Below are 12,505 nucleotides of genomic sequence, written 5' to 3' on the forward strand. Positions count from 1 at the left end.
GTCCGTCAGACCTGCAGGTCTTCGTCGGACATCTCGGTGGCTGCCAGGGCCGCGGCGAGGTCGTCGTGGCGGAACACCGAGGTGACGTGGTCGTGCACTACCCGGAACGCCGATGCCGCGCTGCGGACGTCGGACGGGTCGGTGTGCGAGGTCATCCGCTCTTCGACGACGACGACACCCTCGTGGTAGTAGATGTCGCCGACCTCGATGGTGGCCGCCGAGCGCTGCGCCCACTCCCGTAGCGCGGCGTGGCCCTGCGCGGCGCCGTCGGCGTCGCCGATCTCGATGTCGTCGCTGGACAGCGAGATCAGCGTATCCAGGTCCGCGGTGTTCAGCGCGTCATGCCAGGCCAGGACGGTGGCGATCTCCGAGGTGCTCATTGGGCTCAAACTACCGGTCTAGAAGGGAGTGCGGGCCAACCAGGTGTCCCAGACCTCCGGGGCACCGAACACCTCCAGGCCTTCCTGCGCGGCGGTGCGTCGACGCACGACGGCCAGCAGCAGGCTGCGGGCGGGCCCCCGCAGCGCCGCGGTGGCCTTGCCGTGTTCGTGGTCGAGCGCGATGCCGTCGAGGCGCCCCAGGATGGTCCACTCTCCGGCCTCTCCGAGGCCGGGGTCGGTGGCGTGCAGATGCAGTGACTGTCCGTCCCCCAGCGGGCGATCGCCGCCGGCGGGGCCCTCCTCGTCGGCCTGGATCACCACCCGCTCCAGCCACTCGGTGATCGCGTCGGCCGCGATGGCCGGATCGACGTCGAAATGGCTGCCCAGCGCGATCGCGGCGTCGGCCCGATGGACCACGACCTCGTGCAGGCGTCGCCGGATCCACCATTCGGCGGGCCGCGGGCCCAGGAAGGTCCAGACCGGGGTGTCGGCGCCGGTCGCCGCCACCGCGTCGATGAGCTGTTGAGCCCCGGCGTTCAGCCACGCGATCTCGTTGTCCCGGCCGGCTGGCGGCTTGCCGTCGGCGACGGTACGCGGGTCGATGAAGTCCATCGACTGCTCGGCGACGATCTGGGCGCACCACCGGTCGCCGCGGCCGACGTGGCGCATCAGCTGCTCGAGCGTCCACTCCGGGCAGGTCGGCACCGGAGTCGACAGATCGGCGTCACGGAGCAGGTCGGCGAATGCCGCGGTTTCGGCGATCAGTGCCGTCGCAAAGTCCACGCGATCGAACTTACGTCACCACCGGCCGGCCCAGGGCATGAACCTTCCATCCCGCATCTGCCCAGCGTGCGGTGTCAAGGCAATTGCGGCCGTCGACAATGACTCTGACGCGAACGGTCTGCGCCAGTTCGTCGGGGTCGAGGTCGACGAACTCCTGCCATTCGGTCAGCACCAGCACCGCATCGGCCCGGTCGCAGGCCTCCAGCGCCGAGGTCGAGTAGTTGAGCGTCGGGAAGAGCCGCTGCGAGTTCTCCATCGCCTTCGGGTCGTAGACGTTGACGGTGGCGCCGTTGAGTTGCAGCAGGCCGGCGACGTTGAGCGCCGGGGAATCCCTTACGTCGTCGGATTCGGGTTTGAACGCCGCGCCCAGCACGGCGACGTTGGCGCCGAGCAGCGAGCCACCGCAGGCGGTGGTGGCCAACTCGACCATCCGGGTGCGCCGGCGCATGTTGATGCTGTCCACCTCGCGGAGGAAGGTCAGCGCGTGGTTGGCGCCGAGTTCGCCGGCGCGGGCCATGAAGGCGCGGATGTCCTTGGGCAGGCAGCCGCCGCCAAAGCCCAGTCCCGCGTTGAGGAATCGGCGACCGATGCGCGGGTCGTAACCCAGCGCATCGGCCAGGACGCGAACGTCGGCGCCGGCGGCCTCGCACACCTCGGAGATGGCGTTGATGAACGAGATCTTGGTGGCCAGAAAGGCATTCGCGGAGACCTTCACCAGCTCGGCGGTCTGCAGGTCGGTCAGCAGGAAGGGAATGTCCTCGGCGAGCAGCGGTGCGTACAGCTCCCGCAACACCGATTCGGCGCGCGCCGAATCGGGCTGCACGCCAACCACGATGCGGTCCGGATGCAGGGTGTCCTGTACCGCGAAGCCCTCGCGCAGGAATTCCGGATTCCAGGCGATCTCGACGTCCACACCGTCACGCGTCAGCGACCGTGCGCGGCGGCTCAGGTCGGCGGCCGTGCCCACCGGGACCGTGGACTTGCCCACGATCACCGCCGACCGGATCAGCCGTGGCACCAACTGGTCGATGACGGCGTTCACGTGACGCAGGTCCGCGCCGTATTCGCCCTTCTTCTGCGGCGTTCCGACGCCGAGAAAATGCACGTCGGCGAAATCGGCTGCCACGTCATAGTCGGTGGTGAACTGCAGGCGACCAGCAGCGAGGTTGTCCTGCAACATCTTTGCCAGTCCGGGTTCGTAGAACGGGATGTCGCCGGAGGACAGTTTGGCGATCTTGCCGGGGTCGATGTCGATCCCGACGACGTCATGACCCAGTTCGGCCATGCCGGCGGCGTGGGTGGCGCCCAGATAGCCGGTGCCGAAGACGGTGCATCGCATACTGCCCTCTATAGGCAGCCGCAATGAGCTAACCGCGTCGCGACACTGAGCGTGAGGCTAACGGCCGGTGAACTCGGCCCTCAGTGGCCGAAACTGGGCCACGGCCACATCGGGCTGCCCGAACCCCGGCCCGAGCTGCCCGACCCGCTGGAGTGGGAGCCGCTCGACCCAGAACTCGAACTGGACCCGCCCGAGCTGGACCCACCCGAGCTGGAGCCGCCGTAGCCGCCGGAGCCCGAGCTGCTGGAGCCTGAACCACTGGAACCCGAGCCGTACCCGCCGCTCGATCCGGCCGCGGGGCTGGGATAGCTCGGCACCTCGGTGACGGGCGCCGAGGGAGATGACGGCTGCTGCGAGGGCGACGACGGCTCCTGCGGCGACGAGGGCTCCTGCGGCGAGGAGGGCTCCTGCGGCGAGGAGGGCTCCTGCGGCGAGGAGGGCTCCTGGGGCGAGGAGGGTTCCTGGGGCGAGGAGGGTTCCTGGGGCGAGGAGGGACTCGACGGGTACTCGTGCTGTCGCGGTGGACGCAGGAACGGCGGAATCAGGTTGCGCGGCAGCACCACGACCGGTGGTGGAAGGACCGGGACCGGAATCACCGGGGCGATCACGGGTGCCGGCGCCGGGGCCGGCGCTACCGGAGCGGGCGCCGGGGCCTCAGGTGCCGGCGCGGGTGCCGCGGGTGCGGGCACGGGCGCCTGCGGCGGCGGGGTCACGTACACCGTGCGCGGTGCCTGCTGAACCACGGGTACCGGCTCCGGGATGGTGTCGGGCACCGACGGGGTGGACGGCGGTGGCGGCGCCGCTTCGGGAGCGGGCGTCTGGCTGCTGGGAACGATCACGCTCTCGGCCGGGTTGGGCCGTTGATCGACGGTCGGGCGGATGCTGACCGCCAGCGAGATCACCAACGCCACCACACCGACCACGAAGATGGACGTCAGCGCGCTTCCGACCAGCAGGAACGGCTTGCGACCCGGCTCGTCGGGGGCGAAGTCGAGTTCGGCGGGCACCGAGTCGTAGCCGAGATCCCCGTCCGGGTCGTCGGGAACCTCGCTGTAGCCCAGCGGGGCCATGTAGCCGGCGGCGGCCATCTGGGTTCCGGCTTCCGACATCTCGGTGGCCGCGCCCGCGGGGTAGACCTTGCCGGCAGTGGTGCCGTCGGGATCCCGCGCGTAGCCGAGTCCGACCGTCGAGGCTTCGTAGCGGGGTGTGGCCGCCGAGGCCAGCGCCGCACCGCGCGCCAGTGCCAATTCGGCCTCGTCGGGCGCGTGCACGGGCAGCGTGGTGCTCAGCGAGAGCTGCGACTTGACCGCGGCGACGTCGACGCCGGCACCCAGAACGAACAGGCCCTGCGGCGGCTGGTCGAGGGCTTCCAGGTCGGCGATCATGCGCTGCAGTTCGGCCACCGCGTCCGGGGCGTGCAGGCTCTCGGTCTGCACCTTGACGATCGCGCCGCTGGCGGTCTCCACCACCGACACGGTCGCGGTGTCGCGCTCCAGGAACATCAGCGCCGTGCGGTCGTAGCCGACGGCCTGACCGACCGCCTGGGCCAGCGCGCCCGCGGCGTGCAGTTCGGACACCAGGACCACGTCGTCGATCCGGTGAGCCTTGAGCGCGTCGCGCAGCCCGGCCGCCGCGGTGTGGTCGGTCCACGCGACGCCGGTGGAAACCAGGCGGTGCCCACCTTCGGTGGCGCTCTCGCGGGTACCGAGGATCGCCGCGACCACTTGGTCGGCCACGGTTTGCGCGCCTTCGCCGGTCACGATGTCGAAGGTGTCTTTGTCGACGGTCACGCCGTCGGCTTTCTCGCCTTCGACCAGCACCATGCGGACCGTCGTTGGCGTCATGGACACACCGAGTGCGATGTCCACTACCCCTCCAAGGTTGTTTGCTGGATCACCCCGACCCGCTGCTGCACTCCACCCTGCCAGAGCCGCTCGACTAGAAAGTTCATCGCCGCAGGTAGCGGCGCCGTTACAGCCGAACGGGTTAGCTGGTGAGTGCTGGCCGACCCCTGGTGGTTCGAGGCTACCCGCCCGGCCGGGACTGGATGAAGTTCTGATACGAACGCGATGGAGTGGGTCCGCGCTGGCCCTGGTACTTCGAGCCGACGCGGGTGCTGCCGTACGGGTGTTCGGCCGGACTGGTCAACCGGAGCAGACACAGCTGGCCGATCTTCATCCCCGGCCACAGCGTGATCGGCAGGTTGGCGACGTTCGACAACTCCAGGGTGATGTGCCCGGAGAAGCCGGGGTCGATGAAACCGGCGGTGGAGTGGGTCAGCAGGCCCAACCGGCCCAGGGACGACTTGCCTTCCAGCCGGCCGGCGAGGTCGTCGGGCAGGGTGCAGCACTCCAGCGTCGAGCCGAGGACGAACTCACCGGGATGCAGCACGAACGGTTCCCCGTCATCGGGCTCGACCAGGCTGGTCAGTTCATCCTGCTGTTTGGCGGGGTCGATGTGGGTGTAGCGGGTGTTGTTGAAGACCCGGAACAGGCTGTCCAGCCGGACGTCCACGCTCGACGGCTGCACGAGGGTGTCGTCGAACGGGTCGATGCCCAGTCGTCCGTCGGCGATGGCGGCACGGATATCACGATCGGAGAGCAGCACGCGACGAGCGTATAGCCGCGTCAGTTGATCGCGATGGTGACCACGTCCGGTGGCAGCGAATTGTTGAGGATCAGCACCGAACTCTGGTTGTTCACGTCGTCGTAGGGGAAGCCGTAGTTCTTGCCGTCGAGGCCGAGTTCGTGGAAAACCTGCGCGTAGGCGTTGGACTTCACGTCGGCGGGATAGTAGGCCGTGGCGTCGTCCCACAGGTCGGGCGACGCTGCCACCCCGCGGTTGAAGGCGGCGTCGAGTTGGGCCAGGAACGCGCCCTGCTCGTGGGTCCCGACGAACGGGCCGTCGCCGGCGAAGACCTGTGCGGTGGTGGGCTTGTCCATCACGTAGCTGCCCGAGACACCGGCGGGGTTGAGGGCGGTCACGGTGTAGGCAAACCGGTTGTCCGCGTCGACCTGCCCGGTCACCGTGTAGGTACCGGGGGAGGTGAAGGTGAAGGTGTCGGTTCGGTACTTCGTCCAGAAGGCGTCGATCGGTTCATCGAGGTAGGTGGCCAGACCCCCGGGTTGCGTCGAGCGGGGCGAGGCGATCCGCAGCGGGTTGCCCTGGGTGTCGGAGATGACGAGCTGCTGGAACTCCGCGGGTACCGAGCTCTGGTAGGTGCTGAAGACCTGGTCTCGTCCGACGGCGGTGCCGCGGGTCGCTGAGAATCCGCTGGAGGCCTGCACGACGGTGAAGCTCAACGGCAGTCCGAACTGGTCGACCTGGGTGGTGTTGCCGCCGAAGGGCACCGCCCCGTATGCGTAGCTGAGCTCGAACCAGTCGTAGACGGTGTCGTAGTTGGGGTTGGTGACGCCGACCGGGTCCGGCACGGTCCAGCCGGTGTTGTCTGTGCTGATGGCGATGTAGAGCGGTTGGTCCACCGAGACGTAGATCCGGGCGCCCTGGAGTTCGGGCGGGATCCGCAGGTTCCCGGCCTCGTCGAGGGTGTAGGACATGTTGGCGTAGTTGACGCCGTCCTTGACCAGATGCCCCGGTGCATTGGCGTCGTCATGGTTGATCGCGTGCGCGGTGCCGTTCTGGTCGACCCAGGCCCACTGGTTCTTGGACGTCTGGCCGATCGCGAAGACGTAGAGCTGGTTGCTCTGATACGGCGAGTTGTTGACGAAGTCGACCGGGAACGTCCCCGCCGAGTATGGCTCGACGGCGACGGTGAGTGTGCCGGTGGCGGTGTGTCCGCTGGAGCCCAGCAAGCCGAACGTCACCAGGTTCAGCAGGCCGGACAGGCCGTGGATGTGTGGCGGGCTCCAGAGGTCCGAGGTGGTGACTTGGAAGGTATCGGAATACGGGGTGGCGCCGTCCCAGCTGCCCGGTGGAGTGTAGGTGGCATTGCTGCCGGAAATGCTGAGAGTCCCTCCGGCCGTGCCGATTCCGCTGTCCTGGCCGTGGATGCCGTAGACCAGGTGCCGGCCTTCGGTGTCGAGGCCGCCGAGCGCGAACGGGGTGCTGGTCTCGCCTGCGTCGAGTGCTTCGGAGTGGGTCTGCGCCGGGAATGTCGGCGACGCGGCGTCGAAGGTGCGCTGCAACCAGTCGCAGATGGATTGCCCGATCGAGCGCAGCGAGGTGGGACTGGCCGCCGCTTTGGGCACGGTCACACGGGCGGGGCCGGACACCGCCGGCAGTGCGACGGTGACCGTCCTGGCCCGAACCACTCCGGCCATGCGGTTTCCGGTGGCGGCCGCCCTGGTGTGGCCGGTAGCTCGGGCGCTGGTACCCGTCGCCTTGCGGGTCTCCCCCGCGCTTTGCCGGCCGGGGCTCGAGTCTCGTGCCGACGACGATTTGCTAGGCGTGTGGGCGCTGGAGAGCTCGGCAGAACTGATGGCCGGGCTGGCCAGCAGGGCGGCACCGATACCGCCGGCCACCGCCAATGCTCCGACCCACCCGAGGTGCGCGGCCCACTTCATCTGATTCCGTTCGCCGTGGCTAGATGTCGTCACAGTACGCTGGAAACCGTTTGCTGGTGAGCGCATTGGGCAGCTGATTCCGAACCTTCATCGGGCCGTTGGATTCGGGTGGCGCGAAGGCCGGGCTTGGCCCGATTGTCGGTTTGCTGCTCGCCCTGCGCGCGTACAGTCGCTTCCGCCGGTTGCGCAGGGTGCTAACGTCTGTGTCCACCGCCGATGTAGTTCAATGGCAGAACATCAGCTTCCCAAGCTGAATACGCGGGTTCGATTCCCGTCATCGGCTCCACGTCTCACCTGCGACAACACCTTTCGAACGGTGTTCGATCAGCTCCCCGATGTCACCCGTTGTCACGACTCGCGTCGAACGGACGGTCGAGAACGGCACCGGCCAGCTTCAGCGCATCGTCCTGGCTGTGTGCGTAGAGCCGCATCGTCAACGTCGCGTCCTTGTGGCCGATCCAGGCGGCGATCACCGCGACCGTGGCGATGTGGAACGCGCACTCGATCAGGATGCCCAGACCCCCTCCCCCCACCCCACACAGGCAGTCGGCACGGACTGCTGATTTTCCTGCGTACGCCTTTGAGTGCGTGGCGTGTGCGCTGGGAGTGATACCTCTCGCGCGGACCGCCGTGCCTAGTCGTGACTATAAATTTCAGCGATGGAATTATAGGAAACGGGGATTTACTATAAATCTAAGCGGTCGTCTTGAGTGATCCTATAGAAGTCCGGAGGAGCGCTATAGTTTGCGCGCGAAAGGTATAAAAGTGCAGGTAGATGTATTCCAGAGGTCGCCAGTGGGTCGACTCGTACCCATCTCTGGCCACGATGCCTACCTCGGGCGCGACTACACGCATGTGGCCTTCGTACCGGACCCACTACCCGATAACGTTCGGCTCTCGATGGCGACCCACAAGATCGCGAGCGACGCGAGCATGTCGGTAGGCCGACTCGACTTCGCCGTCAAACGACTTCCGGACCCAAGCCTTCTGGTTCGCCCAGCGCTGCGCCGAGAAGCTCAGAGCACATCGGCTCTTGAAGGGACCTACGCAACACTGGATGAGCTGCTAGAAGCGGACTACGTAGACGAGGCGAACCGAAGGGCCGAGGTTAGAGAGGTCCTCAACTACGTTCGCGCCGCAGAAAAGGGCTTGCGGTACATAGAACGAAAGCCGATCTGTCTCAACGTGATAGCTCCCCTTCAGAAGATCCTCGTGAGGGGTACACGTGGCGATAGCTACGACAGCGGTCGGTTGCGTGAAACGAACGTCTATATCGGCGAGCGCAGCCTCGGCATCGAGGCCGCTCGTTTCGTACCCCCACCAGCGGGCGATGAGCTAGCTCTGGGTGTATCCGCGTGGGAGAAGTGGATTCACCGGGAAGACGACTTGCCTCTGCTTGTCAAGATCGCGATGGCTCACTATCAGTTCGAGACGCTTCATCCCTTCTCTGATGGGAACGGTCGTCTTGGCCGACTAATCATCGCTTTGCAACTGGTCACTGCAGGGGCCTTGACCTACCCGGTCCTCAACATCTCGCAGTGGCTGGAACAGCGTAAGGACGAATACAAGGACGCGTTGTTGGCGATTAGCAGGACGGGAGACTTTGATCCCTGGGTCGCGTTCTTCTGCGAGGCCGTCCACCACCAGGCCGAAGATGGCGTGGCGCGTATCGAAGAGCTGCTCGAATTCCAACTTGAACTCCGACAACGCCTGGCCGACATCCGTGCTCGTGGGGTCGTTAACAACATCGCTGAGAGTCTGCTCGGCTATCCGGTGATCACAATTTCTCGTGCTGCAGAGTTGCATCACGTGACATATCCACCGGCGAGCAATGCCATCGAAACGCTAGTTCGACTTGGAGTTCTCCGGGAGTCAACGGGTCAGCAATACGGTCGTGTGTACGTTTGTGATCGGATCCGGGCCATTCTCAACCGCTCCTGATGAGATGCTGTCGGGCCTCGTAGTGCCGGTTCTACCCTGAGCCCCCGCTCCCGATGGTGAACTTGCCGCACCGATCCTGGAAAAACACAGGAGTGGATTCTCCGAGCAGAGGTCCAGTGGGCGCAGAATGCGGGCTGTGGAGCTTGTGGATATTCGACGCCGGGCGTTAGCTCCGCGTCGTGGCGATGTGGTGGCGTCCGGCCAGGCGGGTGCCGTTGTTGCCTGCGCGCCGTGATGACGGGCAGCGGCTGGCGAGATGCCTGGCGGGTGGCTCTGCGCCGGGCCCTACAGATCGGGCAGTCGGCGAACGGGACGCTGAAAGTGTCGCCCGGCGACGGCTCAGTACTCGTCGGGGAGCTGACGCTGCCGGATCTGGAGCTGTGGCTCGGGCTGACTGTCCATGGCCATGAGAAAGTCCCCAGTGGTGGCCAGTAGGAAGTCCCCGCTGGTGGCCATGTAGAAGTCCCCACTCCTTTGCAGGGGTTCGTCGTGTCATTTCCGGGAGCTGTGGGCCTGGGCGGTGACGGTGATAGCGCCAACTGTCACCTGAACACCGCCCAGGGAGCTCTATTGAAGTCTGCAAGGGAGCGTATGAACATCATTTCGGTCTATCGCCAGGTGGGCACGTATCGTGGGGCCGCTGAGCTGTGTGGCACCACGCACAAGACGGTCAAGCGTGTCGTCGAACGCGCGGAAGCCGGCGGCCCGCCGCCGCGGGTGCCTCGCCCACGCAATTTCGACGCGGTTGCCGACCTGGTGGCCACCAGGGTTGAGAAGTCCAATGCCAGGATCTCGGCCAAGCGGTTGTTGCCGGTCGCTCGTGCCGCTGGCTATGTGGGCTCGGCGCGGAACTTCCGTCGTCTGGTCGCACAGCAGAAAGCGTTGTGGCGCAGTGAGAATCATCGTGGTCGCCGTCCGGCGGTGTGGACCCCGGGTGAGTATCTGGTGATGGACTGGGCCGAAGCCGCACCGGGGTTGTTTCTGTTCTGCGCGGTGCTGGCGTATTCACGGTGGCGGTTCGTGCGCTTTGCCGCCGATCAGAAAGCCTCGACCACCCTGGCGATGGTCGCCACAGCGCTCGCCGAGGTGGGCGGGGTGCCGGCCAAGGTGCTGGCTGATCGGATGGGCTGCCTCAAAGGCGGGGTGGTCGCTAACGTGGTGGTCCCCACCCCCGACTACGTGCGGTTCGCCTCTCACTATGGGTTCGCCCCGGATTTTTGTCACGCATCGGACCCGCAGTCGAAGGGTGTGGTGGAAAACCTTTGCGGCTATTCACAATCCGACCTTGCGGTCCCGTTGTTGACCGAAGCCGCCGTCACCGGCGAACCCGTCGATCTGCAGGCCGCCAATGCGGCCGCCATCGCGTGGTGCGCGGAGGTCAACGCCGCGGTGCACTCGGAGATCTGCGCGATCCCCGAGCAGCGACTGGCCGAAGAACGCCAGGTGCTCAACACGTTGCCGTCGTTGCGCCTGGAGATCGGTGCGGGATCGGTGCGTCGCAAGGTCGATCGTCTGTCGTGTGTCCGCTACGGCTCGGCTCGCTACTCGGTGCCCACCCGTTTGATCGGCACCCAGGTGGCGGTCGTGGTCGATCACGGCGCCCTGATCATCCTGGAACCGGCGACGGGGGTGATCGTAGCCGAGCACGAACTGCGCGGCCCTGGGGAGACCTCGATCCTCGATGAGCACTACGACGGGCCCAGACCGGCACCCTCGCGCGGACCGAGACCGAAAACCAAAGCGGAGAAACAGTTCTGCGCTCTGGGTGAGGAGGCCGAGCAGTTCCTGGTGGGGGCGGCCGCGATCGGTAACACTCGCCTGGGGACTGAACTCGATGTGCTGCTCGGGTTGGGTGCGGCTCACGGAGAGAAGGCGTTGGTCGATGCCCTGCGCCGTGCGGTGGCGTTCCGGCGGTTCCGTGCCGCTGACGTGCGCTCGATCCTGGCCGCCGGCACCGGCACCCCGCAACCGCGACCCGCCGGCCAAGCCTTGGTCGTGGATCTCCCGTCGGCCCCGACCCGATCACTGGACGCCTACAAGATCACCGACGGTGCCACCAATGGGACCGCGTCATGACCGCCGCGACGAAACCGGTGGCGCCGACGTCGGTCCCGCCGCTGGCCGCCGATCTGGATGCCGCGCTGCGCCGGTTGAAATTGGCCACGGTACGTCGCAACGCCGCCGAGGTGCTGCAGGTGGCCAAGACCCAGCGCTGGACCCCAGAGGAAGTGCTGCGCACTCTGGTGGAGGCTGAGATCGCGTCACGAGATGCCTCCAACACCGCCAACCGACTTAAGGCCGCCGCGTTCCCGGTGACCAAGGCTCTCGACGGGTTCGACGTGGCAGGCTCCTCACTCACCCAAGCCACCTTCGACTACCTGGCCAGCCTGGAATGGATTCGGGCACAACAGAACATGGCCATCATTGGACCGCCGGGCACGGGTAAAAGTCATCTGCTCATCGGGTGCGGCCACGCCGCGGTGGCGGCCGGCTTCAAGGTCCGCTACTTCACCGCCGCGGACCTCATCGAAACCCTGTATCGCGGTCTTGCCGACAACACCGTCGGCAAGATCATCGACACCCTGCTTCGCGCCGACGTCGTGATACTCGACGAAATCGGCTTCGCTCCCCTCGATGACACCGGCACCCAACTGCTGTTCCGCCTGGTCGCCGCCGGTTACGAACGCCGCTCACTGGCCATCGCCTCGCACTGGCCCTTCGAGCAATGGGGACGTTTCCTGCCCGAACACACCACCGCCGCCAGCATCCTTGACCGCCTGCTGCACCACGCCACCATCGTGGTCACCTCCGGCGAGTCCTACCGGATGCGCCACGCCGACCATAAGAAGGGAGCCGCCAAACCGAGTTAACCAATCACCCGCACAGGAGTGGGGACTTTTCCTGGCCACCAGCGGAGACTTCTACATGGCCGTTGACAGGCTGACCGTCGCCGACCGGTGATTGTCCCGATATCGGGACACCTCTCGTTGTCACGCCGTTGTCACGACACCTGATTCACAGCCATGCCCACCAATACACACCCATGCACAGAATCTACTGGTCACAACGGTTTTGGTGACATCGATGCGGCGCCCGTGCACACCCCGAATCTTTTTCCCAAGCTGAATACGCGGGTTCGATTCCCGTCATCGGCTCCACGTTGAGCAGGACTTTCACCCGTCTGCTAACGGCGCTCGCGGCGCGGGCGGTCCCGTCCGCGCGGCGAGGCCAAAATGCCGCGCTGGTGCGCTCTCATCACGTCAGTCGAATGCCGGTGCGACGAACCGTTGCACGATTCGGTGTTCGACTTCGCTCTTGCCGATGGGCCAGTACGCCAGCGACATCACGACCCGAACTATCCATTGGGCAGCAGTCATCATCCTCATCCCGGTGAGGTCGGCGGCGAGTTGGCCCAGCACCGGCGACCAAGGAAGCTCCGTCAGATCACGACCGGCGCTCAACCCGCCGTCGTCTTGACGTATGAGTCCGATCGGATGTGTCCGGGCCTGACGTGTTGTACATGTTGCTGACGGTCGTCA

12 protein-coding genes and 1 tRNA gene are annotated in these 12,505 nt (G+C 66.2%); 5 read left to right on the top strand and 8 right to left on the bottom strand.

What is annotated here, in order from left to right:
- Positions 1-5: 5 nt before the first annotated feature.
- The 6 genes from ORI27_RS26735 to ORI27_RS26760 form a co-directional block, all read right to left on the bottom strand.
- A complete protein-coding gene (locus ORI27_RS26735) occupies positions 6-380 on the bottom strand; it encodes a nuclear transport factor 2 family protein (protein WP_266000108.1) in 375 nt (124 codons plus the stop codon).
- Positions 381-398: 18 nt separating this feature from the next.
- Entirely contained in the window at positions 399-1,163 is a 765-nt protein-coding gene (locus ORI27_RS26740; RefSeq protein WP_266000107.1) for a maleylpyruvate isomerase N-terminal domain-containing protein, read from the bottom strand.
- A gap of 10 nt (positions 1,164-1,173) precedes the next feature.
- A complete protein-coding gene (locus ORI27_RS26745; RefSeq protein WP_266000106.1) occupies positions 1,174-2,502 on the bottom strand; it encodes a UDP-glucose dehydrogenase family protein in 1,329 nt (442 codons plus the stop codon).
- Between the two features lie 80 nt (positions 2,503-2,582).
- The gene (locus ORI27_RS26750; RefSeq protein ID WP_456085469.1) at positions 2,583-4,370 is read right to left on the bottom strand and encodes a DUF7159 family protein; all 1,788 of its coding nucleotides are present in this window, start codon (positions 4,368-4,370) and stop codon (positions 2,583-2,585) included.
- Between the two features lie 157 nt (positions 4,371-4,527).
- A complete protein-coding gene (gene dcd / locus ORI27_RS26755; protein WP_266000104.1) occupies positions 4,528-5,109 on the bottom strand; it encodes a dCTP deaminase in 582 nt (193 codons plus the stop codon).
- Between the two features lie 20 nt (positions 5,110-5,129).
- Positions 5,130-7,025 (bottom strand): glycoside hydrolase family 64 protein, encoded by a 1,896-nt coding sequence (locus ORI27_RS26760; RefSeq protein WP_266000103.1) that lies wholly within the window; start codon positions 7,023-7,025, stop codon positions 5,130-5,132.
- A 212-nt stretch (positions 7,026-7,237) separates the two neighbouring features.
- Here ORI27_RS26760 and ORI27_RS26765 point away from each other — a divergent pair.
- A tRNA-Gly gene (locus ORI27_RS26765) sits at positions 7,238-7,311 on the top strand.
- Positions 7,312-7,363: 52 nt separating this feature from the next.
- On the opposite strand, the gene ORI27_RS26770 is transcribed toward ORI27_RS26765, so the two are convergent.
- Positions 7,364-7,558 carry a hypothetical protein gene (locus tag ORI27_RS26770; RefSeq protein ID WP_266000102.1) on the bottom strand — a complete coding sequence of 65 codons (195 nt, stop codon included), beginning with the start codon at positions 7,556-7,558 and terminating at the stop codon, positions 7,364-7,366.
- A gap of 367 nt (positions 7,559-7,925) precedes the next feature.
- Between ORI27_RS26770 and ORI27_RS26775 the strand changes: the two genes are divergently transcribed.
- From ORI27_RS26775 to istB, 4 genes are all read left to right on the top strand, one after another.
- Complete coding sequence (locus tag ORI27_RS26775; RefSeq protein ID WP_266000101.1) at positions 7,926-8,966, top strand: Fic family protein; 1,041 nt, start codon at positions 7,926-7,928, stop codon at positions 8,964-8,966.
- Between the two features lie 231 nt (positions 8,967-9,197).
- Positions 9,198-9,401: a hypothetical protein gene (locus ORI27_RS26780; RefSeq protein WP_266000100.1), complete on the top strand. Its 204-nt coding sequence runs from the start codon at positions 9,198-9,200 to the stop codon at positions 9,399-9,401.
- A gap of 135 nt (positions 9,402-9,536) precedes the next feature.
- Positions 9,537-11,042: an IS21 family transposase gene (gene istA / locus ORI27_RS26785; RefSeq protein ID WP_266000099.1), complete on the top strand. Its 1,506-nt coding sequence runs from the start codon at positions 9,537-9,539 to the stop codon at positions 11,040-11,042.
- Positions 11,039-11,836, top strand: a complete 798-nt coding sequence (gene istB, locus ORI27_RS26790; protein WP_266000098.1) for an IS21-like element helper ATPase IstB — start codon at positions 11,039-11,041, stop codon at positions 11,834-11,836. Before istA ends, istB begins: the two co-directional genes overlap by 4 nt.
- Positions 11,837-12,226: 390 nt before the next feature.
- Here the strand turns inward: istB and ORI27_RS26795 are convergent, their stop codons facing one another.
- The gene (locus tag ORI27_RS26795) at positions 12,227-12,427 is read right to left on the bottom strand and encodes a hypothetical protein (protein ID WP_266000097.1); all 201 of its coding nucleotides are present in this window, start codon (positions 12,425-12,427) and stop codon (positions 12,227-12,229) included.
- Positions 12,428-12,505 lie beyond the last annotated feature (78 nt).

Source organism: Mycobacterium pinniadriaticum, from assembly GCF_026242045.1.
In the GTDB taxonomy this organism is placed as follows: Bacteria; Actinomycetota; Actinomycetes; order Mycobacteriales; family Mycobacteriaceae; genus Mycobacterium; species Mycobacterium pinniadriaticum.